At 67.3% G+C, this 21,091-nt stretch carries 19 protein-coding genes; 9 read left to right on the top strand and 10 right to left on the bottom strand.

All coding sequences use genetic code 11. The annotated features are described in order from the left end of the window. Window positions 1-26: 26 nt before the first annotated feature. The 4 genes from Q9Q79_RS00885 to Q9Q79_RS00870 are packed head-to-tail and all read left to right on the top strand — an operon-like array spanning window position 27 to window position 3,159. Window positions 27-638, top strand: coding sequence for a PIG-L deacetylase family protein (locus Q9Q79_RS00885; RefSeq protein WP_012478778.1), 612 nt, complete (start codon window positions 27-29; stop codon window positions 636-638). After that, window positions 638-1,777: a glycosyltransferase family 2 protein gene (locus Q9Q79_RS00880; protein ID WP_049460985.1), complete on the top strand. Its 1,140-nt coding sequence runs from the start codon at window positions 638-640 to the stop codon at window positions 1,775-1,777. Before Q9Q79_RS00885 ends, Q9Q79_RS00880 begins: the two co-directional genes overlap by 1 nt. Then, the gene (locus tag Q9Q79_RS00875) at window positions 1,764-2,369 is read left to right on the top strand and encodes an acetyltransferase (RefSeq protein ID WP_044569363.1); all 606 of its coding nucleotides are present in this window, start codon (window positions 1,764-1,766) and stop codon (window positions 2,367-2,369) included. Before Q9Q79_RS00880 ends, Q9Q79_RS00875 begins: the two co-directional genes overlap by 14 nt. Before the next feature lie 4 nt (window positions 2,370-2,373). Next, complete coding sequence (locus Q9Q79_RS00870; RefSeq protein WP_060380409.1) at window positions 2,374-3,159, top strand: YaiO family outer membrane beta-barrel protein; 786 nt, start codon at window positions 2,374-2,376, stop codon at window positions 3,157-3,159. Between the two features lie 52 nt (window positions 3,160-3,211). Here the strand turns inward: Q9Q79_RS00870 and ubiB are convergent, their stop codons facing one another. Together ubiB and Q9Q79_RS00860 are read right to left on the bottom strand one after the other, a co-directional pair. Beyond that, window positions 3,212-4,867 (bottom strand): ubiquinone biosynthesis regulatory protein kinase UbiB, encoded by a 1,656-nt coding sequence (gene ubiB / locus Q9Q79_RS00865; RefSeq protein ID WP_059034153.1) that lies wholly within the window; start codon window positions 4,865-4,867, stop codon window positions 3,212-3,214. Next, on the bottom strand, window positions 4,864-5,499 hold the full coding sequence (locus tag Q9Q79_RS00860) for an SCP2 sterol-binding domain-containing protein (RefSeq protein WP_076739809.1): 636 nt from the start codon (window positions 5,497-5,499) through the stop codon (window positions 4,864-4,866). The genes ubiB and Q9Q79_RS00860 overlap by 4 nt, the downstream gene beginning before the upstream one ends. Before the next feature lie 427 nt (window positions 5,500-5,926). Here Q9Q79_RS00860 and ddlA point away from each other — a divergent pair, with 427 nt between their 5' ends. Beyond that, window positions 5,927-7,021: a D-alanine--D-alanine ligase gene (gene ddlA, locus Q9Q79_RS00855; RefSeq protein ID WP_076739815.1), complete on the top strand. Its 1,095-nt coding sequence runs from the start codon at window positions 5,927-5,929 to the stop codon at window positions 7,019-7,021. A gap of 76 nt (window positions 7,022-7,097) precedes the next feature. Here the strand turns inward: ddlA and Q9Q79_RS00850 are convergent, their stop codons facing one another. The 3 genes from Q9Q79_RS00850 to oleC form a co-directional block, all read right to left on the bottom strand. Then, complete coding sequence (locus Q9Q79_RS00850) at window positions 7,098-7,253, bottom strand: DUF1328 domain-containing protein (RefSeq protein ID WP_005407633.1); 156 nt, start codon at window positions 7,251-7,253, stop codon at window positions 7,098-7,100. 81 nt (window positions 7,254-7,334) lie between these two features. Continuing rightward, window positions 7,335-8,327 carry a 2-alkyl-3-oxoalkanoate reductase gene (gene oleD, locus Q9Q79_RS00845; protein ID WP_012478771.1) on the bottom strand — a complete coding sequence of 331 codons (993 nt, stop codon included), beginning with the start codon at window positions 8,325-8,327 and terminating at the stop codon, window positions 7,335-7,337. Beyond that, the gene (gene oleC / locus Q9Q79_RS00840; RefSeq protein ID WP_024956304.1) at window positions 8,324-9,982 is read right to left on the bottom strand and encodes an olefin beta-lactone synthetase; all 1,659 of its coding nucleotides are present in this window, start codon (window positions 9,980-9,982) and stop codon (window positions 8,324-8,326) included. Before oleC ends, oleD begins: the two co-directional genes overlap by 4 nt. Window positions 9,983-10,086: 104 nt before the next feature. Between oleC and Q9Q79_RS00835 the strand changes: the two genes are divergently transcribed. Continuing rightward, complete coding sequence (locus Q9Q79_RS00835; protein ID WP_005407630.1) at window positions 10,087-10,518, top strand: YkgJ family cysteine cluster protein; 432 nt, start codon at window positions 10,087-10,089, stop codon at window positions 10,516-10,518. Between the two features lie 114 nt (window positions 10,519-10,632). Here the strand turns inward: Q9Q79_RS00835 and Q9Q79_RS00830 are convergent, their stop codons facing one another. The 4 genes from Q9Q79_RS00830 to Q9Q79_RS00815 form a co-directional block, all read right to left on the bottom strand. Continuing rightward, window positions 10,633-11,523: an alpha/beta fold hydrolase gene (locus Q9Q79_RS00830; protein WP_043034983.1), complete on the bottom strand. Its 891-nt coding sequence runs from the start codon at window positions 11,521-11,523 to the stop codon at window positions 10,633-10,635. A 94-nt stretch (window positions 11,524-11,617) separates the two neighbouring features. After that, window positions 11,618-12,634 (bottom strand): 3-oxoacyl-ACP synthase III, encoded by a 1,017-nt coding sequence (locus tag Q9Q79_RS00825; protein ID WP_004135358.1) that lies wholly within the window; start codon window positions 12,632-12,634, stop codon window positions 11,618-11,620. Between the two features lie 103 nt (window positions 12,635-12,737). Beyond that, window positions 12,738-13,055, bottom strand: coding sequence for a DUF4156 domain-containing protein (locus tag Q9Q79_RS00820; RefSeq protein WP_005407628.1), 318 nt, complete (start codon window positions 13,053-13,055; stop codon window positions 12,738-12,740). A gap of 213 nt (window positions 13,056-13,268) precedes the next feature. After that, window positions 13,269-16,118: a pitrilysin family protein gene (locus Q9Q79_RS00815; protein WP_032966333.1), complete on the bottom strand. Its 2,850-nt coding sequence runs from the start codon at window positions 16,116-16,118 to the stop codon at window positions 13,269-13,271. A gap of 415 nt (window positions 16,119-16,533) precedes the next feature. Here Q9Q79_RS00815 and Q9Q79_RS00810 point away from each other — a divergent pair, with 415 nt between their 5' ends. Together Q9Q79_RS00810 and Q9Q79_RS00805 are read left to right on the top strand one after the other, a co-directional pair. Beyond that, complete coding sequence (locus tag Q9Q79_RS00810) at window positions 16,534-17,010, top strand: hypothetical protein (protein WP_012478767.1); 477 nt, start codon at window positions 16,534-16,536, stop codon at window positions 17,008-17,010. Window positions 17,011-17,079: 69 nt separating this feature from the next. Next, window positions 17,080-17,559, top strand: a complete 480-nt coding sequence (locus Q9Q79_RS00805) for a tRNA (cytidine(34)-2'-O)-methyltransferase (RefSeq protein ID WP_005407625.1) — start codon at window positions 17,080-17,082, stop codon at window positions 17,557-17,559. A 407-nt stretch (window positions 17,560-17,966) separates the two neighbouring features. On the opposite strand, the gene Q9Q79_RS00800 is transcribed toward Q9Q79_RS00805, so the two are convergent. Beyond that, a complete protein-coding gene (locus tag Q9Q79_RS00800) occupies window positions 17,967-19,130 on the bottom strand; it encodes an acyl-CoA dehydrogenase family protein (protein WP_032965492.1) in 1,164 nt (387 codons plus the stop codon). A gap of 257 nt (window positions 19,131-19,387) precedes the next feature. On the opposite strand from Q9Q79_RS00800, the gene Q9Q79_RS00795 reads away from it, so the two are divergent. Continuing rightward, a complete protein-coding gene (locus tag Q9Q79_RS00795; RefSeq protein ID WP_164170953.1) occupies window positions 19,388-21,064 on the top strand; it encodes an electron transfer flavoprotein-ubiquinone oxidoreductase in 1,677 nt (558 codons plus the stop codon). The last annotated feature ends 27 nt before the right edge of the window (window positions 21,065-21,091 follow it).

Raw genomic sequence — 21,091 nt, 5'->3', positions numbered from 1 at the left:
CACCCGGCTTCCGCTAGGACACGGCCATGACATTGAACATTCTGGCAATCGGTGCCCATCCAGATGACATCGAACTCGGTTGCGGTGGCAGCCTGGCAAAGCTCGCCCGCGCCGGCTCACGCATCCATGCACTGGTACTCAGCCGTGGCGGCCGGGGCTGCCACGCCGGCATCGACCGCAGCGATGAATCGCATCGCGCCCTGCACCGGCTCGGGGTGGCCGAGGTGATCCAGCAGGATTTCCCGGACACACGATTCCCCACCTGCCGCAACGACATCATTGCGTCGATCGAACAGGTCTGCACGCTGATCGAACCAGACCGCATCTACACGATGTGTGGTGAGGATCATCACCAGGACCATCGCACCGTTCACGAAGCGTCGATCATCGCCTGCCGCCACATTCCGCAGATCCTCTGTTATGAGAGCCCCAGCACCCTGCCGCAGTTCGCGCCGCAGGTGTTCGAGGACATCAGCGCGCAGCTGGAGCTGAAGATCCACGCGCTGCGCGAGCATGCCAGCCAGGGCGATCGCCACTACATGCAGGAAAGCCATCTCCGCTGCCATGCGCAGTTCCGTGGCCAGCAGATCGGCATCGGTCCCAGCGAGGGCTTCCTGCCCTACCGTCTGGTGCTTTGATGAAGACGCTGTTGTTCCTGGCCATGTGCGCTTTCATCCTGGTACGAATCTGCGTGCAGGCCTCGCGCCGGCCCAGCACCCGCCTGTACAGCATCGACGCGATCGTGCCGGCCTACAACGAAGCCCCCTGCCTGGAGCGCTCGCTGGCCAGCCTGCTGGAAAACCCGTACGTGGCGCGGGTGATCTGTGTCAACGATGGTTCCACCGACAACACGGCTCAGGTGCTTGATGCACTGCAGGCGCGCTGGCCCGGGCGCCTGGTGGCCGTGCACCAGGCCAACACCGGCAAGGGCGGTGCGCTGATGCACGGGCTGCAGCACGCAACCGCCGAGCAGGTGTTCCTGACCGACGCAGATACCCATATCGATTCGCGCAGCCATGGCCTGGGCTATCTGCTGGCCGAGATCGAGCGCGGCGCCGATGCGGTTGGCGGGGTCCCCTCGTCCAGCCTGCAGGGCGCCGGCTTCCTCCCCCATGTGCGCGCCAGCCTGAAACTGCCGATGATCGTGATCAAGCGCAGCTTCCAGCAATGGCTGGGCGGCGCACCGTTCATCGTTTCCGGCTCGTGTGGCCTGTTCCGTACTTCGGTGCTGCGCAAGGTCGGATTTTCCGATCGCACCCGCGTGGAAGACCTCGACATGTCCTGGTCGCTGGTTGCGCAGGGCTATCGGGTTCGCCAGAGCATCCGCTGCGTGGTCTACCCGCAGGAATGCAACACGCTGGTGGAGGAATGGCGGCGCTGGCGACGCTGGATCGTCGGCTATGCGGTATGCATGCGCCTGCATCGCCGCCTGCTGCTGACACGCTTCGGCATTTTCAGCATCCTGCCGATGATGCTGCTCGCCCTGGCCGGCATCATGCTGTCGCTGCAGGTATGGTTCGGCGCGGCCCGGCTGCACGGACCGGGTGGCCTTGCCCTGTCGGTGATGCCGCTGTTCTGGACCGGCATCGTCATGCTGCTGGCAGTGATCAGTGCCATCCACCACCGACGCGCGTGGCTGGTGCCGGCGGCGGCCTTCTCGATGCTGTATGTACTGCTCGCCTATGCGATCTGGCTGTTTCATGGCCTGGCGGGGCTGTTCACCGGCCGCGAACCCGTGCGCGACAAGCCGACGAGGTACCCGCATGTGGTGGAATGACCTCGCCGCGATGGCCGAGGCACTGTCGACACTTGCGCCCCACACTGATCCCGACGCGGAGGTCTCGCCACGGGCCACCCTGCACGGCGCCGTACGGATCGGTGCCGGCAGTCGCATCTGCGACGGCGCCCATGTCCAGGGTCCGGTGTCGATCGGCCGCGACTGCCTGATCGGCAACAACGCACTGCTGCGCGGCCCGCTGTGCATCGGTGACGGCACGCGTATCGGCTTTGCCAGCGAACTGAAGAACGCACGGTTGGGCAACCAGGTCAGCATCGGCCCGCAGTGCTTCATCGCCGACAGCCGCATCGATGACCGGGTCTATCTCGGCGCCCTGGTGCGTACCAGCAACCATCGCCTGGATGGGGCAACGGTCACCGTCCACATCGGCGACACCGTCATCGACAGCCAGCGCGACAAGCTCGGCGCCTGGATCGGCGAAGGTGCCGCGCTGGGCGTCGGCGTGATCATCCTGCCCGGCCGCATCGTCGCGCCGGGAAGCCAGTTCGGGCCGCGCATCACCGTGGAACGAAACCTGCCGCCCGGCCGCTACCGGCTGCTGCAGTCATTGCATTCCCAACCCCTGGAGTAACCCCATGCGATTGATCATCCGTGGCGCACTGCCATGCGCCCTGCTGCTGGCTGTCTGCAGCGCCCACGCCGGCGTCGACCGTGTCACGGTGCAGCTGGACCATGCCGACTACAGCGATGGCTTCGGCAAGCGCGACGTACAGACAGTGGACGTGGCCGGACGCAGTGGCGGCAGCCGCTGGCACCTGGGGTTGGCCCATGGCGAGCGTGACTACGGCAGCAGGCGATTCAGCGGCAACCGCATGCAGGGCTCGCTGCACCATCGCTGGAGCCCGCGCCTGTCCACCCGCACCGCTGTCACGGCATCCAACGATGATCCGGTGTTCGTCAACCGCCAGGTCAACCAGGACATCCAGTGGAACGTGACACCGCAGACCGTACTGAGCGTGGGCGGCAAATACGCCCAGTACCATGCCGGCGCCCATGTGAGCGGCTGGTCGGTGGGTGCCTCGCATTACTTCCCGCGCGTGACTGCCTCACTGCGCCACGAGCGGCACCGCCAGTCCAATGGACCGGATGGGCATGGCACCACACTGTCGCTGCGGCTGAAGGATGGGCAAGGCCGTGGTTCGACCCAGCTGTGGCTGGGCAGCGGCACGTCCGGCTATACCGCCGAGTCCGATCCGCTGCTGCTGCGCGAGCACGATGCACGGCGTGCCTTCCTGCGCCGCAGCCAGCCATTGGGTGAGCATCTGGTGCTGGACGTGGGTATCGGCAAGACCTGGCACAGGACGCGCCTGGACAGCTTCCAGAGTGTGCAGTCGCACCTGGGCCTGGGCTACCACTGGTGAGCCTGTAATTGATCGGCGGCGTACCGTGCCGCCGATCTTCAATCTGCCGGGGTCAGCGCCACCACGCGCGCGCCAGCGCCACCACGCCGACCGCACCGGACAGCCAGCTCCACGCCGGCACGTCGCCCCAGTACCAGCCCGGCGGCTGCAGCACATACATCAGTGCAGCGATGGCGAGCAGGCCCACACCGGTGATCGCGCCCACGGCGCGCTTCTGCAGGCGCTGCAGGCTGGCGTCGAGCGCGACCAGATCGCGCGAACGCATCGCCAGTTCGTGGCGGCCTTCCACCTGCTGGGTCAGCCAGGCGTGCACCAGCCGCGGCATGTCCGGCGCATGGGTCATGATTTCCGGCAGGCGCTTGCCCAGCTCGCGCACCACCCGGCGCGGGCTGTAGCGCTCGCGCAGGATCTTCGCCAGCACCGGCTTGGCCACCGCCCAGATGTCGATCTGCGGGTCCAGCTGGCGGCCGACGCCCTCGATGTTCAGCAGGGTCTTCTGCAGCAGGATCAGCTGCGGCTGCAGCGTCAGCTGGTAGCGCTGCGCCACCCGGAACAGCTTCATCAGCACTTCGGCCAGCGAGATCTGCGACAGCGGACGTGTGAAGTACGGCTCGCATACCGAACGCACGGCCGCTTCCAGATCGTCGATGCGTACGTGGTCGGGCATCCAGCGTGCCTGCACGTGCAGTTCGGCGATGCGGCGGTAATCGCGGTTGAAGATGGCCATGAAGTTCTCGGCCAGGTAGTACTGATCTTCCTGCGAGAGCTGGCCCATGATGCCGAAGTCCAGCGCGATGAAGCGCGGATTGGCACGGCGCGCCGGATCGGTGTCGACCCAGATGTTGCCGGCGTGCGCATCGGCGTGGAAGAAGTTGTCGCGGAACACCTGAGTATAGAACACCCGCACGCCCTTGGCGGCCAGCGCCTTGCGGTCGATGCCGGCCTTGTCCAGTGCAGCGATGTCATCGGACGGAATGCCCCACACCCGCTCCAGGGTCAGCGCGCGCTCGGCGGTGTGGCTCCAGATCACTTCCGGCACGTACAGGTCGTCGCTGTTTTCCCAGAAGCGGCGCAGCACGCTGGCGTTGGCGCCTTCGCGCTGCAGGTCCAGCTCGGCGGCCAGGGTGTTCTCGACCTCGGCCACCACTTCGCGCGGCCGGATCTTGTCGGCGCGCGGGTGGGTGCGCTCGACCAGCGCGGCCAGCGAATTGAGCAGGGCAATATCCGCGTCGATCTGCTTCTCGATGCCCGGTCGAAGTACCTTGACCACCACCTGGCGACCATCAGCCAGCGTGGCCGCGTGCACCTGCGCGATCGAGGCCGAGGCCAGCGGTTCGGTGTCGAAGCTGGCGAAGGCCTCGCTGACCGGCAGGCCGAGCGCGTCCTCGACGATGCGGCGCGCGGTCTCGCCATCGAACGGCTTGACCCGGTCCTGCAGCAGGGTCAGTTCGTTGGCCACGTCCGGCGGCACCAGGTCGCGGCGGGTGGACAGGATCTGGCCGAACTTGACGAAGATCGGGCCGAGATCCTGCAGCGCCAGGCGCAGGCGCGCACCGCGCGACTGCGAAGCGATGCTGGCCGAGGCGCGCGGCACGAACGGCTTGGCCAGGCGCAGCCAGCGCTCGGCCGGCGTGTCCTGCAGCAGGTCGTCGAGGCGGTAACGCAGGATCACCCGGCCAATGCGGCTGGCCCGCAGCACGGCCTTCATGCGGCACCCCGCAGGCGCTGCACGCGTGCACCAAGGCGCTCCACGTCATCGCGCAGCACATCCACGTCGTCGTGGAAGGCATCCAGCTCGGCGCGCGGCACCACATCGCGCGACTCCTCGGTGATGAACTCAGCGGCGCTGTGGGCCAGATCGATCGCCCCCTGGCGCGCGTGCTGCAGGGCGCTGCGCAGGGTGTTGGCGACCTGCACGCCCAGTACTTCGCCGAATACGCTGACGAAAGGCTGCTGCCAGTCCGGATCGAAGCCCTTGGCCAGCTGCTGCATGCGGCGCGCCAGCTCGGCATCGCCGGCCACGCGCACACGGCCCTTGCCGTTGTTGTCGCCGCGCCGCGCGTTGGCCAGCAGCGGCAGCTGCGCCAGCACGCCGGCCAGGCTGCTGCGCACGGCCAGGTCGGCTTCCTGTGCGTCCACCGGGCCGACCCGCAGCTGGTCGCCGTCGACGCTGATGCGCATGGCCAGCGACGGCGCTTCCAGGGTCAGGTCGATATGCCGGCCGTCGAGGCTGGCCAATGCATGGCGGGTATCCGGATCCAGCGCCAGCGCGCGGTTCAGGGCGATCTGCAGGGCGCGGCCAGCGACCGGCTTGAGGGACTTGAGCAGGGAGAGAGCCATGTGCGCATTCTACCTGCGTGGGTGGGGGGCTTGGGCCGGGCTGCCGGGCTGCCGGGCTGCCGCCCGGCACCCGTGGTAGTGCCGGCCGCTGGCCGGCAAGATCAACATCAAAAGCTGGCTATCCGTGGGATGGCGGGGTGGGTCCGGTTGCGGGGGACGCTGCAAGTACGTCCATGTAAGCTCGGTCGCCGCATCCATGCGGCTCACGCCCCCACAACCGGACCCACCCCGCCTTCGACAGTTTCCTGTCGTCCGTGGGGTCGGATCCCGTTGTAGCGCAACGGGCTCCGACCCCTGTTGATGGACCATGAGGACGGTAGATCCACGCCATGCGTGGATGGATTTCTGGTTCATCTGTGCCTCACGCGGTGGGCCGATGAAGGTTCATGCTATGGGGCCACGCAACGCACAGGACATCGCACTCCCCATGGCACGGACCCGGGTTGGCATTATTTTCGGCGGCAAGTCTTCCGAGCACGAAGTTTCGCTGCAGTCGGCGAAGAACATCCTCGATGCGCTTGATCGCGAGCGCTTCGAGCCGGTGCTGGTCGGCATCGACAAGCAGGGCCAGTGGCATCTGAGCCAGCCGGATACCTTCCTGATCAATGCCGATGATCCGTCGCGCATCGCGCTGCATCGCTCGGGCCAGTCGCTGGCGGTGCGCCCGGGCGCCGAGCAGGCGCAGCTGCAGCCGTCCGATGCGGCCAGTGCGCTGGGCCAGATCGATGTGGTGTTGCCGATCGTGCATGGGCCACTCGGCGAAGACGGTGCGCTGCAGGGGCTGCTGCGCATGATCAACCTGCCCTTCGTCGGTTCGCCGGTACTGGGCTCGGCGGTGGCGATGGACAAGGACGTGACCAAGCGCCTGCTGCGCGACGCGGGGCTGCAGGTGGCGCCGTGGCTGTGCATCCGCCGCCATGAGGCCGCGGAGGTGGATGCCGATGCGGTGATCGCCCAGCTCGGCCTGCCGCTGTTCGTGAAGCCGGCCAACCAGGGTTCGTCGGTGGGTGTGAGCAAGGTCAAGGATGCGGCGGGCTTTGCCGAGGCACTGGCATTGGCGCTGCGCTACGACCACAAGGTGCTGGTGGAATCGGCGGTGGTCGGCCGCGAGATCGAATGCGCGGTGCTGGGCAACGAGCACCCGCAGGCCAGCGTATGCGGCGAGGTGGTGGTGCACGACGAGTTCTACGCCTACGACACCAAGTACATCAATGCCAATGGCGCTGACGTGGTGGTGCCGGCCGACATCGACGCCGCCACCCAGGCGCGTATCCGGCAGATCGCGCGGCAGGCCTACCAGACGCTGGAGTGTGCGGGCATGGCGCGCGTGGATGTGTTCCTCACCGCAGACGGCGAGATCGTCATCAACGAGGTCAACACGCTGCCGGGCTTCACCCGCATCAGCATGTACCCGAAGTTGTGGGGCGCCAGCGGTGTTGACTACACCACGCTGATCACGCGCCTGATCGAACTGGCGTTGGAACGCCATGAGGCCGATCGCGGGCTGCAGAGCGCTGTGTAACGTGGTGATCGCCCGCAGAGTCGAGCATGGCTCGACTCTGCGGAAAGCGATGCCGGCCAGCGGCCGGCACTACCGGCTAGCCTCGCTTGCGGAACATCGAGATCACCGCAAGGATCAGGAACACCACGAACAGGATCCAGGCGATGTTCGTTGCGGCGCCGGCGATACCGGAGAAACCCAGAACGGCGGCGATGATGGCGATGACAAAGAAAATGATGGCGTAATGCAGCATGGCGCTCCTCGCGGGTGGTCGAGCCTTGGATGGCGTGGATCCATCCTCCCGATCCTGCGGTGTGCAACCAGTGACGGCGATCTAAGCAGCAGATGAAGCCTTCAGCCTGCGCAGCCCTTCTTCGATGCTGACCTGCGGCACATAGCCGAAGTCACGGCGGGCGGGCTCCATGCTGTACCAGTGCGGCGTGCACAGCTGCTCGGCCAGGAACCGGGTCAACGGCGGCTCGCCACGCAGGCGCAGCAGCGGCCACAGCCGCTCGCAGATGGCGCCGATACGGTACGCGGTCTTGAAGCTGATCGCCTTGTCCACCCTCGGTGCACCCACGGCGGCCAGCAGCTGGTTGACCAGCTCGCGCATCGGCAGCGGTTCGCCGTTGGAAATGAAGTAGGCCTTGCCTGCACATGCGGCACCGGGCGCCAGTGCCTCGAAGGCGAGGAAGTGGGCAAGCGCGGCGTTGTCGATGTAGGTGGTATCGACCTTGTTGCTGCCATCGCCCACGAGGCGCAGGCGGCCCTGTCGTGCACGTTCGGCCAGGCGCGGTACCAGCTGCTGGTCGCCAGGGCCCCAGATCAGGCGCGGACGCAGCGCCACCGTCGCCAGCGAGGCGTCATTGGCTGCAAGCACGCGCTGTTCGGCAATCGCCTTGGTGGCCGCATAGGGCGCTTGGAAATCTTCGCCGTACGGCACTTCGTCGGCGCCGAGGCCTTCTACCGGGTGGGTGGCCCGGTGCGTCACGCTGGGCGTGGAGGTGTACACCAGCCGGCCGATACCGTGCGCGCGACAGGCGGCGATGACGTTGTCGGTGCCGATCACATTGGCCTGGTGGTAGCTGTCATAGCTGCCCCACGCACCGGCCTTGGCACCGTTGTGGAATACCGCATCGACGCCGGCCACCGCATGCAGGACCGCCTGCGGGTCGGCCAGGTCGCCACGGATCTGGCCGACGCCCATCACCTGCAGCTCCGGGTAATGGCTGCGGTTGAACGCCAGTACCTGGTGGCCACGTTCGACCAGCCCGCGGCACAGCGCCTGGCCAAGGAACCCACCACCACCGGTGACCAGGATCTTCATGCGCGCTTCTCCAGTTCGGCGCTGGCCCAGACGGCGAGCTTCTCGCGGCCGATCTTGGCGTTGTGACGGATATCGACGGGGAACGCCGGATGCACCAGGAAGTGCTGCAGGCCGGCCTCAGGCGTGCGCGCTGCGGCGTGCGCACGCAGCGCTTCCTGCAGCGCCGGGCTGTCGGACTGGCCGCGCAGCAGTTCCACGCACAGCACCGGCACCTGCGCACCGGCGGCGCCGACACCGACCAGCGCGGTGCGCGCCACGCCTGCGACGGTGTTGAACACCGGCTCGACCTGTTCGGTGTACAGCGGTCCGCGCGCGGTTTCCACGCGCTGCGTCTTGCGCCCGCAGAACCACAGGCGACCCTGCGCATCGAAGTAACCGACGTCGCCCATGCGATGCACCACGCGGGTGCTGCCATCGGCCAGCGTCTCGCGGATCTTCGCTGCGGCCGTGGCCTGCGGGCGGTTGAAGTAGCTGTCGGTGGCGGTCGGGCCAGCCACCGTGATTTCACCCACTTCGCCGACCGCCAGCACGCGCGCCTGCGACCAGTCGGCCAGCGGCGCGTCATCGATGGCGATGATGCGCACTTCGTTCGGCGCCACCACGCTGCCCACGCAGGTGCCGGCGCCGGCCTCGGTGGCGGCGCGCGTGCGTTCCAGCTCGCGGCCTTCGACCACCGCTACCGGCAGGCACTCGGTAGCGCCATACGGCGTCCAGAACTGCGCGTCGGCCGGCAGCAGGCTGCGGATGGTGGCGACCACGTCCGGCGGCACCGGCGCACCCGCCGAGGTCACCCGGGTCACCGTCGGCAGCGGCCGGCCATGCTTCGCCAGCACCCGCATCAGCGCCGGCGAGCCGAACAGCTGGGTCACGCCGAAGCGCTGGATGGCGTCATGCAGGCGGGCCGGGTCGGCCTGTGCCGGCCGGGTCGGGTCCATGTCCGGGATGACCGAGGTCAGGCCCAGCGCAGGATCGAACAGGGCAAACGGCGGGAAGGTCGGCAGGTCCACCCCGCCCGCTTCCATGCCGAAGGCGCTGCCCAGCAGCTGGATCTGGCCGACGAAGTGGCGATGGCGGTAGACCACGCCCTTGGGCACGCCGGTGGAGCCGCTGGTGAACAGGATCGCGGCCATGTCCTCGCCGTCGGTGGCGGCCAGCATCGGCCCACCCTTGGCGCCGGCGCGCTCCAGCGCGGCCAGCGTGGTCCCGCCCCAGCCGAGGCGGCGGCCCACGGTCACCAGGCGCGCCGCCGAGGGGGCCCAGCGCAGCACCAGCCGCGCCACATGCGCCAGCGGAATGCCGATGAAGGCCTCCGGCTGCGCCTCGTCCAGGCACTGCTTCAGCGCGCGCCTGTCGATGCCCGGGTCGACCAGCACCGGCACCGCGCCCAGCTTGAACAGGGCAAACATCAGCAGGAAGAACTCCGGCGACGGCCGCACCATCACCACCGTGCGCACTCCACGGCCGATCCCGTAGCCGGCCAGGCCGGCCGCCATGGCGTCGCTGCGGGCGTCCAGCTGGCGGTAATCCAGGGTCACGTCGTAGGCGGCCATGCCGTTGCCGGCGCCACGGCGGCCAGGGCAGCGGATGGCGATCTGATCAGGCCGTTCACGCGCCAGTTCAGGCAAGCGGGCGGCAATATTGCAGGGTCGGTTCATCCGTTCATTGTCGCCGCTTACGGAATTTCTTGCGCGGCGGCCCACTTCGTGGAAAATCCGCACCCTCGTTCCTGATTCCGACTGCCGCCCGAGGCGGCTTGCCCATGCAACATCCCTGCATGACCTGCGGCGCCTGCTGCACCCAGTACCGCGTGGCCTTCCACTGGATGGAATCAGACGAGGTCACCCCCGGCGGCGTGCCGCACCAGCTCACCGAGGTGCTGGACCCGCACCGCCTGTGCATGCGCGGCACCCATTCCAAGCCGGTGCGCTGCGTGGCGCTGGATGCGCAGATCGGCGTGTATTCACGCTGCACCATCCATCCCAACCGGCCCAGCGTGTGCCGCGAGGTGGATGCATCGTGGGAGTACGGCAAGGCCAGCCCGCAGTGCGACAAGGCGCGCATCGCCTATGGCCTGGATCCGTTGACGCCGGCCGACTGGCGCTGGCGCGATGACGCCGACAACGACGACGACCATCCGGACGACAACGGCAACAGCCCTTCCTCGCCGCCGCAGGCGCCGGTCGCCGCGTAATGGTAGTGCCGGCCGCTGGCCGGCAACCTCATCAACCGTTCGGGTGTGCCGACCAACGGTCGGCACCCACCGGAAGAGGAAGGGGTGGGTGCCGACCGTTGGTCGGCACACCGATCAGATCGGGTTCTTGTCCAGAAAGGCGCGGATCTCCGGCACCAGCACCTCGTGCTTGTCTTCCAGCACGTAATGCCCGGCATCCTCGAACGCATGTACCTGGGCCCGCGGCAGCGCGGCCTGGAAGCCCTTCAGGAAGTGGTGGTCGAACACGAAGTCGCGCAGGCCCCAGCCGAGGAAGGCCGGCCGGTCGGCGAACGACGGCAGCGCCTTGCCGGCACGCTCCAGCAGCGACCACGCCTTGTCGGCCGGCGACAGCGGGATGTCCTGCATGAAGCGGATGGTGCTGATGCGGTTGGCCCAGCTGTTGTACGGCGACACGTAGGCGCGGCGCACGTCGGCCGGCATCTTCCGCTCCACGCCCAGCCACGAGGCACCGGAGGAGAACGCGTTGAAGGTCCGGATGATCCACTCGCCGATCTTCCAGTGGCGGCCCAGCGCGATCTGCCACGGCATCTTCTTCGCCGCCGGCATCGGGAATGCAGCGGTATTGAGCACCACCAGGCGCTTGACCTGGTCGTGGTGCGACAGCGCCCAGCCGAAACCGATCATGCCGCCCCAGTCGTGCACCGCCAGGGTCACCGGACCGGTGATGCCCAGGTGCTTGAGCAGCGCATCGAGGTCGTCCACGCGCGACTGCAGCGTGTACTCGTAGCGGCTGTCATCGGGCTTGTCCGACAGGCCCATGCCGATGTGGTCCGGCACGATGCAGCGGTACGTGTCCGACAGGCCGGCGACCAGCGTGCGCCAGTAATAGCTCCACGACGGGTTGCCATGCACCATCACCACCACCTCGCCGTCGCGCGGGCCTTCGTCGAGATAGTTCATCGACAGGCCGGGGCGTACCTCGAAGCGCTGCGGGTGGGCGGGGTAACCGGGAAGCTGGGACATCGGATCGCACCTGTAGAAAGGGCCGGTAAACCGGCCCTTGAACACTTGGAAAAATCATCGCTGCCCGTCGTGCAGCAGGTCAGCGGTGACTCTTTTACCAGACCACTTCAGCCATCGAGCAGTTCAGGCCCGAGCCGATACCCAGAAGCGCGATGCGATCGCCCTTCTTCAGCTTGCCCAGCTGCTTGAGCTTGCTCAGCACGATCGGCACCGAGGCCGGGCCGATGTTGCCGTGCTCGCCGAAGATGGTCATCACCTTCTTCGGGTCGATGCCGAAGTTCTTGATGAACGCGGCGGTGTGCGGCTGGCTGACCTGGTGGATCACGAACTGGTCCAGCTCTTCCACGGCCCAGCCCAAGGCGATCTTGGCAGCGGTGAAGGTCTTCTGTGCCAGCTTGATGCCTTCGATCAGCAGCAGGCGGGTGTCGGTGACCATGCGGTCCAGGTTGCCCAGGCACAGCTGGTTCCACTCGGTGGCCGAGCGCGTCACGCCGCCCTTGTAGCGCGGCGCGTCCGGCACCAGCTCCGAGCGCGCCATCACCATCGCCGCGGCACCCGAACCGGTGGTCAGGGCGGCCAGCTCGTTGCGGAAATCGTCAGCGGTGACGTCCGGGGCGGTCATGCGCTCCAGGGTCTTCTCGTACACCAGGTTGGCGGTCTCGCCGTCCACCACCAGCGCGTAGTCGATGTCGCCGCGCTCGATCATGCGCGCGGCGATATCCATGCCGTTGATGAAGGCCAGGCAGGCATTGGCGACGTCGAAGGTCATGCACTCGTCGCTGACGCCGAGGTTGCCCGAGACGATGGAAGCCGTGGACGGCTCCAGGTAGTCGCGACTGACCGAGGTGTTGACCAGCAGGCCAACCTGCGTCGCATTGATGCCTGCGTCTTCCAGTGCCTTGCGGCCTGCCATGGTGGCAGCGTCGGACGCCAGCACGCCGTTGTCCCACAGGCGGCGCGCGTGGATGCCGGCGATGTCGCCGAGCACGTCGGTGCGGATACCCAGGCGATCCAACGTCGGCTGCAGGCGTTCGTTGATTTCCTTGGTGGTCAGCGTATGCGGCGCGTCGACGTGTGCCAGGCCGGCGATCGAGACATTCTTGAAGAGCATCGAGGTTAGCGCCAAGGCTCAGGCAAAAGGGGGCGCTATTCTATAACCCCCGGGGCCTTCACCGCATCTTTACGAATTCAGCCTTGGCCGTATGGTGAAGCGTTCAGCGCGGCGGGCACTGGAATGCGGCGAAGCGCTGGCTGCCATCGGCCGGGGCCGCGGCGGCCTGCACGGCATTGGCGCCGGCGCTCGGGGCCTCGTTGCGGGCCAGGGTTTCCAGCTCTTCCTGCACGCGCAGCGGGTTGCGGTTGTAGAAGCCGACCTTGCTCTTCACGGTCACCACCACCTCGCCCTTGGCAATGCAGCCAGCGGGAACCGGGCCTGCCGGCAGCACGCGGGTCGCCTTGCCGGCCGGTTCGATCGGCACCCAGGTACAGGCGGTGACGGTGAGCAGCAGGGAGGAAAGCAGCAGAACGCGCATGGGCAGATCCTGGAAGGGTATGGAGGGATTCTGCCTGAACAGCCTGAATCGGGGGTAGCCGGTGAGGGGGACGGATCCCCCGCAGGGGGTTGTGACCCCGCCTTCGGGTCACGGCATTGCCGGCCAGCGGCCGGCACTACCACGGCAAGGTTGCCGGCCAGCGGCCGGCACTACCTGGGGAGGCCTGCCCGCGGGGGCGGGCAGGCGCATCCCTTATTTCTTGACCGGGTTGCCTTCGGCGTCGATCACCGTCACCTCGCCCAGGTTCAGCGCACGCACGGCCGCTTCGGTCTGCTTGAGATCACCCACCACCACCCAGGTCAGCGCCTGCGGCTTGATCTCGGCGGCGGCCTGCTGCACCTGCGCCGGGGTCATCGCCTCGATCTCGGCCTTGCGACGCAGCACGTAGTCGTCCGGACGCTTGAACTGCACGATCGAACCGATGGTCGAGGCGACCGCGCTGGCGGTCTCGTAGGCACCGGGCAGGCTCAGGGTCTGGATGTTGCGGATGCGGTTGACCTCGGCGGCGGTGGCCGGCTTGCTGCCATCGGCGAACGCGGCGATTTCCTTGCGCATTTCCGCCATCGCCGGGCCGGTCTTGTCGATCTGCACCGGCGCGCTGGCCATCCACGGGCGCTGGCCCACCGAGTTGATCGCGCTGCTGCGCGCACCGTACGACCAGTGCTTGTCCTCACGCAGGTTCATGTTCAGGCGCGAGGTGAAGTCGCCGCCGATCACGCCGTTGGCGATATCGAAGCGGGTCGAACTGGCGGCGCTGGACGGCGCCACCACCTGGCCGGCGAACAGGTTGGCCTGCACCGCACCCGGCTGGTCGATCAGGAACACGCGCGGGCCCTTCGGCAATGCCACGTCGGTGGCGGCCTTCACCTGCGGGGCGTCGCCCGCAGCCTTCCAGTCGCCCAGCTGCTTGTCCAGCAGCGGCACGATCTCGGCCAGGGTGGTGTCACCGACCACGATCAGGGTTCCGTTCTGCGGGCGCAGCCAGTCGCGGTGGAAGTCGACCAGGTCTTCGCGGGTCAGGCCGTTGATCGCTGCTTCGTCACCGCTGCCGGTGAACGGAATGGCATACGGGTGGCCCTTGCCGTACAGCAGCGGCGGCAGCACGCGCATCGCCACCGCACCCGGGTTGACCTTCTCCTGCTGGATGCCGGCAATCCAGCTCGCCTTGACCCGGTCGATCTCACCCTGCTCGAAGCGCGGTTCGCGCAGCAGGTCCCGATACAGCGCCAGCGACGGTGCCAGGTTTTCCTTCAGCGCCGACAGGTCCACGCTCATGGAGTCCAGGCCGGCCGAGGCATCCAGGCTGGCGCCCAGTGCGTCAGCAGCATCGGCGAAGGCCAGCGAGCCGAGCTTGCCGGCGCCTTCGGTCATCAGGCTCATGGTGAAGTTGGCGGTGCCCGGCTTGCGGCCCTGGTCGGCGCTGAAGCCACCCGGGAACTGGTAGCTGAACTGCACCACCGGAATCTCGTGGCGCTCGGCCAGGATCACCTGGGTGCCGTTCTTCAGCGTGGCGCGCTGCAGCGCCGGGAACTTCAGCTGCGGGAACTCGCGGGTCTGCGGTACGCCGGCCTTGCGGTCGACCTGCTCGGGCAGCGTGCTGTACTTGGGATCCACCGCCGGCACGCTGAACGGCTTCGGCGCCTGGCTCGGGTCTTCCTTCAGCGCCACGCGCTCACCCGGTGCAATCACCAGGGTGTGGCTGCCCTTGTCCAGCCACTGCGCGCCCAGACGGCTCAGATCAGCAGCACTGGCCTTCTCGATGTTGGCCAGCGAGGTGCGGAAGCAGCCCGGGTCGCCGGTGAACACCGCGCACTCGGCCAGTGCGTCGGCCTTGCCGCCGAAGCCGCCGATGCGTTCGATGCCGCGGATGAAACCGGCGCGGGCACCGGTCTTGGCGCGTTCCAGCTCGGCCGCGGTCGGGCCCTGCTTGATCAGCCGGTCCAGTTCCTCGTCGATGATCTTCTCGACCTTGGCAGGGTCCTGGCCCTGCTTGACCGTCGCCATGATCACGAAGTTCGAACCCAGCTGCGACGTCGACAGGCCTGCCGCGATGCTGTCCACCAGCTTGTCCTGGTGCTGCAGGCGCTGGCTCAGCCGCGAGGACTTGGCACCGCCCAGTACCTGCGCGAACAACTGCAGCTGATCGACCTCGGTGGTACCGACCTGCGGCACGTTCCAGGCGCGGTAGATACGCGCCTGCGGCACCTTGTCGGTCATCGTCTCGCGCGTGTCGGCGCTGCGCTTGGCCACGTTCACCGCCGGCTGCGCCATGGTCGGGCCGGCCGGGATGCTGCCGAAGTACTTGCCAACCTTTTCCTTGGCGGTGGCCAGGTCGATGTCGCCAGCCAGCACCAGCACGGCGTTGTTCGGGCCGTACCAGGTGCGGAACCAGGTCTTCACGTCATCCAGCGACGCCGCGTTCAGATCGTTCATCGAACCGATCACGCCGTGGTGGTACGGGTGGCCAACTGGATACAGCGCCTTGTTGAGCTGGTCCCAGGCCTGGCCGTAGGGCTGGTTCTCGCCCTGGCGCTTCTCGTTCTGCACCACGCCACGCTGCTCGTCCAGCGCCGCCTGGTCGATCGCACCGACCAGATGGCCCATGCGGTCCGATTCCATCCACAGCGCCATGTCCAGCGCAGTGGTGGGCACGTTCTCGAAGTAGTTGGTGCGGTCGGTATTGGTGGTGCCGTTCTGGTTGGTGGCGCCGACCTGCTTGAACGGCTCGAAGAACTCGCCGTCGTGGTTTTCGCTGCCCTGGAACATCAGGTGTTCGAACAGGTGCGCGAAGCCGGTGCGGCCGGCCGGTTCGTCCTTGCTGCCGACGTGATACCAGACGTTGACCGCGACGATCGGCGCCTTGCGATCGGTGTGCACGATCACGCGCAGGCCGTTGGGCAGGGTGAACTGCTCATACGGGATATCGACCTTGGCCGGTGCGGCCGGCTTTGCCGCCAACGCATGGGAAGGCACAAGCGTGCCCAGGGCGGTGCTGAGGGCAACGGCCAGCAGCGCAGTGCGCGGGCGAAGGGCGAGAGACATATCCGGATCCTTGGTCACATAGGTGAACCCCGATCCTAGCGTGCGCGCGCAACGGCAGGAATCGGTCGCCAGTCACTGGGGGTGTTTGCCCCTGTGCGCCATCCGCAGCGCCGATCTGCCCTGTCCGAGCCGTCACAAGCACCCGCCAGCAACGTCCGGACAGTGTCCGCAGCACATCGAATGGACAGGTGTCCGCCCGCCGGACACTTTTCGATGACCATAAAACCCTTGCAAATCAATGATTAAAAGTTGGCACGGGGATTGCTTGGTAGTTCCTGCACCAGGAAGGGCTTCAGACAAAAGCTGACTGAAGACTGAACAAACGCAGGAAATCGAAAATTTTCCTTGCAAGCCCAGAATTGGTGTACTACCTTACTACCACACCACTGATCACCAACACTAAACAGGCCCCGTCATGAACGCCAAGACCATTGCCATCGCCATCGCCCTGATCGCCGGCACCGCGGTTGTTTCGTCGGTGCAGGCCTCCGAATCCATCAAGACCCTGTCCACCGTGCAGGTTCGCCCGGCCGCCGACCAGTTGGCCCAGCGGGCCTGGGAACAGGCCAGTGGCATCCCGACCCTGGCCACCGTGGAAGTGCGCCCAAGTGCCGACCAGCTGGCCGAGCGCAGCGGCTACGTCGCCGCCCCGGTCGCCGCCGCGATGCCGATCACCACCCTGGCCTCGGTGGAAGTGCGCCCGAGCCTGGAACAGCGCGTCGCCCTGGCCGCCGAGCTGGAAGCCCAGCGCTACGCCGCCACCCTGGCCGCAGCCGCCACCAGCGTCGCCAACCAGGTGATCGTCAACCTGCCGGCCCTGCAGGTGCGTCCGAGCGCCGCCGACCTGCAGGCCCTGGCCACCGAAACCGCCCAGATCCTGCTGCGCCCGTAAGCGGTGCCGCCCTGCCTCGCGCAGGGCGTGCGCCGTAAAGGCGGCGGTCGTCGCAGGTACACTGCGCCGATGAATGCCGCGCCCCAGTTCCACGTGATCCTGTTCCAACCGGAAATCCCGCCCAACACGGGCAATGTGATCCGGCTCTGCGCCAACACCGGCGCGCAGCTGCACCTGGTCGAGCCGCTCGGCTTCGCACTGGAAGACAAGCAGCTCAAGCGCGCCGGCCTGGACTACCACGAGTATTCGCGCCTGCAGGTGCACCCCGACCTGGACACCGCGCTGGCGCGGATCGCACCGAAGCGGTTGTTCGCCCTCAGTACGCGTGCCAGCGTCCGCTATGACAGCGTGGCGTTCGAAGACGGTGATGCCTTCCTGTTCGGCCCGGAAAGCCGCGGCCTGCCGCAGGACGTGCTCGATGCCTTGCCCGATGGCCGCCGCCTGCGCCTGCCAATGCGGCCGGACAACCGCAGCCTCAATCTTTCCAACACCGTTGCCGTGGTGATGTACGAGGCGTGGCGGCAGCACGGGTTTGCCGGCGGGGCGTAACGCCACGCGTCTCTCTTCTGCCTGGTCGTTGCTGTGGCGGGCGCATGCGTTCATGGGCGTTACTTTTCTTTCCGCGCGGAAAGAAAAGTAACCAAAAGAAACGCGCCGCCATCCGCGAGCCGGTGCTGCGCACCGGTGCCCTGCGCTCCTCGGCCCGCCGGGGGACGGCGCGGAACTCGCTGCGCTCAGACACCCGCGCCTCTTCGCCCCCGCCGGACCTGCGGTGCTCGGCTCGCTTCAAGGCGGACCCAACAGCCGCGCGGTACAGGCTGTCCTTGAACCCATCTCGGTACAGTGCGCGGTTCGATACACCGATCGCTCGCCTGCGAGTACGCTACTGGGCAATGCCGGCCAGCGGCCGGCACTACCAACTCAATGCCGGCCAGCGGCCGGCACTACCGGTGCACTCAGAACGCGTTGATGCCGGTCAGTTCGCGGCCGATCACCAGCTGGTGCACGGTCTCGGTGCCTTCATAGGTGATCACCGATTCGAGGTTCAGCGCGTGCCGGATCGCCACGTGTTCGGTGGTGATGCCGGCGCCACCCAGCAGGTCACGGCATTCGCGGGCGATGTCGATCGCCATGCGGCAGTTGTTCCACTTGGCCAGGCTGACCTGCTGCGGCTGCAGCTGGCCGGCCTCCTTCAGGCGGCCCAGCTGCAGGGCCAGCAGCTGCGCGGTGGTGATGCGGCGGGCCATCTCGGCCAGCTTGATCTGCGCGCTCTGCGTGGCCGCCAGCGGGCGACCGAACAGCACGCGCTCCTTGGCATAACCCAGTGCTTCATCCAGGCAGGCAATCGCCGCACCGATCGGGCCCCAGCTGATGCCATAGCGGGCCTGGGTCAGGCAGCCCAGCGGCCCCTTCAGGCCCTTCACGTTCGGCAGCCGGTGGCTGTCAGGCACGCGCACGTCATCGAAGAACAGCGCCCCGGTCAGCGATGCGCGCAGGCTCATCTTGTGCTTGATCTCCTGCGTGGTGAAGCCGGCCATGCCCTTTTCCAGCACGAAACCCTGGATGCCGTCCTCGGTCTGCGCCCAGACGATGGCCAGGTCGGCCACCGGGCCGCTGGTGATCCACATCTTGCTGCCGCTGATGCGCCAGTCGCTGCCGTCGCGCACCGCGCGGGTCTTCATGCTGGCCGGATCGGAACCCCCATGCGCCTCGGTCAGGCCGAAGCAGCCGATCAGCTCGCCGCGCGCCATCGCCGGCAGCCACTGCCGGCGCTGTTCCTCGCTGCCATAGGCGTAGATCGGGTACATGCACAGCGAGCTCTGCACCGAGACGAAGCTGCGCAGGCCCGAATCGCCGCGCTCCAGCTCCTGGCAGATCAGGCCGTAGCTGACCGCGCCGAGGCCACCACCGCCGTACTCGGTCGGCAGGGTCGCACCGAGCAGGCCCAGTGACGCGATCTCCGGCACCAGTTCATCGGGGAAGCGGGCCTGGTCGAAGGCATCGCCGATGATCGGCAGCACGCGCTCGTTGGTGAAACGGGCGACGCTCTCCTGCACCGCGCGCTCTTCCTCGTTGAGCAGGGAACGGACATCGAACAGATCGTACGGATGCAAAGCCATGGCACTCACGCGCAGTCAGGACCGGGCCATTGTCGGTCATCCGGGCAGAGCGTGCCGACCAAGGTCGGCACCCACCAGAGCTGCGGCCCTACGCTGCATTGCAGCAATCCGGGTGTGAACATCGGCGATCTAGCTCGATCACGCGCGTCCCGGTACCCTGACACATTCAAACAACCGTTTCGCCCGTGGCCGCACGCGCGATTCCCAGGCACCGCCGGTGGCCCCGATGCCGGCCCTACCCACGAGTCATGCAATCGATGAGCGCTGAAGCCAACGCCCTGCCCCCGCGTGAAGTAATGGAATTCGACGTGGTGATCGTCGGCGCCGGCCCCGCCGGCCTGGCCACCGCGATCCGCCTGCGCCAGCGCGCGATCGAAGCCGGCCGCGAGTTGTCGGTGTGCGTGCTGGAGAAGGGGTCCGAACCAGGCGCGCACGTGCTGTCCGGCGCGGTGATGGATCCGCGCGCGCTGACCGAACTGTTCCCGGACTGGGCCGAGCGTGGCGCACCGCTGAAGCAGAAGGTCACCCGCGACGAATTCCTGTTCCTCAGCGAAACCGGCGCACGCAGCACGCCCAACGCGCTGCTGCCGGAGTGCTTCCACAACGAAGGCAACTACATCATCAGCCTGGGCGAAGTGACCCGCTGGCTGGCGCAGCAGGCCGAGGCGCTGGAAGTGGCGATCTTCCCGGGCTTTGCCGCCGCCGAAGTGCTGTATGGCGACAACGGTGAAGTGATCGGCGTGGCGACCGGCGACATGGGCATCGAGAAGGACGGCAGCATCGGCCCGGCCTTCGAGCGCGGCATGGCGCTGCACGCCAGGTACACGATCTTCGCTGAAGGCGCACGCGGCCACCTCGGCCGCCAGCTGATCGCCCGCTACAAACTTGACGAAGGCAAGGACCCGCAGGCCTACGGCATCGGCATCAAGGAACTGTGGCAGATCGACCCGGCCAAGCATGAGCCGGGCCTGGTGGTGCATGCCGCTGGCTGGCCGCTGGACAGCGACACCTACGGCGGCGCGTTCCTGTACCACGCCGACGGCGGCAAGGTCGCCATCGGCTACGTGGTCGGCCTGGACTACAGGAACCCGTGGCTGAGCCCGTTTGAAGAGTTCCAGCGTTTCAAGACCCATCCGTCCATCCGCAAGCACCTGGAAGGCGGCACCCGCATCGGCTACGGCGCGCGCGCGATCACTGCCGGCGGCCTGCTGTCGCTGCCGAAGACCGTGTTCCCCGGTGGCGCACTGGTCGGCTGCGAGGCCGGCTACCTCAACGCCAGCCGCATCAAGGGCAGCCACGCCGCGATCAAGACCGGCATGCTGTGCGCCGACGCCGCGTTCGATGCACTGGCCGCCGACCGCCAGCACGATGAACTGAGTGCCTACCCGACGGCGTTCGAAGCCAGCTGGCTGTTCACCGAACTGCAGCAGGCCAAGAACTTCAAGCAGTGGTTCAAGAAGGGCCAGACCGTGGCCACGCTGATGACCGGCGTGGAGCAGTGGCTGCTTCCCAAGCTGGGCGTGCGCAACCCGCCGTGGACCCTGCACCGCACCCAGCCCGACCACGCCTGCCTGGAACCGGCCGCCAAGCACACCCGCATCGCCTACCCGAAGCCGGATGGCGTGCTGACTTTCGACCGGCTCAGCTCGGTGTTCCTGAGCAGCACCAACCACGACGAGAACCAGCCCAGCCATCTGACGCTGAAGGACCGGAGCATTCCGGTGAAGGTGAACCTGGCTGAGTACGCAGGCCCGGAAGCGCGCTACTGCCCGGCCGGCGTGTACGAGTTCGTCGGCGAAGCCGACAGCGCGCGCCTGCAGATCAACGCGCAGAACTGCGTGCACTGCAAGACCTGCGACATCAAGGACCCCACCCAGAACATCGTGTGGGTGACCCCGCAGGGCGGCGGCGGCCCGAACTACTCGGGCATGTGAACGCCACGGGCTGCGACCGAGCGTCGC

This window comes from Stenotrophomonas sp. a6, assembly GCF_030913325.1.
Taxonomy (GTDB): domain Bacteria; phylum Pseudomonadota; class Gammaproteobacteria; order Xanthomonadales; family Xanthomonadaceae; genus Stenotrophomonas; species Stenotrophomonas maltophilia.
The sequence above is the reverse complement of the archived record's forward strand: the minus strand, read 5'-3'. Positions and strand labels throughout refer to the sequence as shown.

Excerpts from the sequence above, each read along its gene's own strand:
- Q9Q79_RS00870 (WP_060380409.1), top strand. The coding sequence starts at position 2,374 with ATGCGATTGATCATCCGTGGCGCACTGCCATGCGCCCTGCTGCTGGCT.
- ddlA (WP_076739815.1), top strand. The coding sequence starts at position 5,927 with ATGGCACGGACCCGGGTTGGCATTATTTTCGGCGGCAAGTCTTCCGAG.
- oleD (WP_012478771.1), bottom strand. The coding sequence starts at position 8,327 with ATGAAGATCCTGGTCACCGGTGGTGGTGGGTTCCTTGGCCAGGCGCTG.
- Q9Q79_RS00875 (WP_044569363.1), top strand. The coding sequence starts at position 1,764 with ATGTGGTGGAATGACCTCGCCGCGATGGCCGAGGCACTGTCGACACTT.
- Q9Q79_RS00800 (WP_032965492.1), bottom strand. The coding sequence starts at position 19,130 with ATGGCTTTGCATCCGTACGATCTGTTCGATGTCCGTTCCCTGCTCAAC.
- oleC (WP_024956304.1), bottom strand. The coding sequence starts at position 9,982 with ATGAACCGACCCTGCAATATTGCCGCCCGCTTGCCTGAACTGGCGCGT.
- Q9Q79_RS00795 (WP_164170953.1), top strand. The coding sequence starts at position 19,388 with ATGAGCGCTGAAGCCAACGCCCTGCCCCCGCGTGAAGTAATGGAATTC.
- Q9Q79_RS00815 (WP_032966333.1), bottom strand. The coding sequence starts at position 16,118 with ATGTCTCTCGCCCTTCGCCCGCGCACTGCGCTGCTGGCCGTTGCCCTC.
- ubiB (WP_059034153.1), bottom strand. The coding sequence starts at position 4,867 with ATGAAGGCCGTGCTGCGGGCCAGCCGCATTGGCCGGGTGATCCTGCGT.
- Q9Q79_RS00885 (WP_012478778.1), top strand. The coding sequence starts at position 27 with ATGACATTGAACATTCTGGCAATCGGTGCCCATCCAGATGACATCGAA.
- Q9Q79_RS00830 (WP_043034983.1), bottom strand. The coding sequence starts at position 11,523 with ATGTCCCAGCTTCCCGGTTACCCCGCCCACCCGCAGCGCTTCGAGGTA.
- Q9Q79_RS00805 (WP_005407625.1), top strand. The coding sequence starts at position 17,080 with ATGAATGCCGCGCCCCAGTTCCACGTGATCCTGTTCCAACCGGAAATC.
- Q9Q79_RS00835 (WP_005407630.1), top strand. The coding sequence starts at position 10,087 with ATGCAACATCCCTGCATGACCTGCGGCGCCTGCTGCACCCAGTACCGC.
- Q9Q79_RS00860 (WP_076739809.1), bottom strand. The coding sequence starts at position 5,499 with ATGGCTCTCTCCCTGCTCAAGTCCCTCAAGCCGGTCGCTGGCCGCGCC.
- Q9Q79_RS00825 (WP_004135358.1), bottom strand. The coding sequence starts at position 12,634 with ATGCTCTTCAAGAATGTCTCGATCGCCGGCCTGGCACACGTCGACGCG.
- Q9Q79_RS00850 (WP_005407633.1), bottom strand. The coding sequence starts at position 7,253 with ATGCTGCATTACGCCATCATTTTCTTTGTCATCGCCATCATCGCCGCC.
- Q9Q79_RS00810 (WP_012478767.1), top strand. The coding sequence starts at position 16,534 with ATGAACGCCAAGACCATTGCCATCGCCATCGCCCTGATCGCCGGCACC.
- Q9Q79_RS00880 (WP_049460985.1), top strand. The coding sequence starts at position 638 with ATGAAGACGCTGTTGTTCCTGGCCATGTGCGCTTTCATCCTGGTACGA.
- Q9Q79_RS00820 (WP_005407628.1), bottom strand. The coding sequence starts at position 13,055 with ATGCGCGTTCTGCTGCTTTCCTCCCTGCTGCTCACCGTCACCGCCTGT.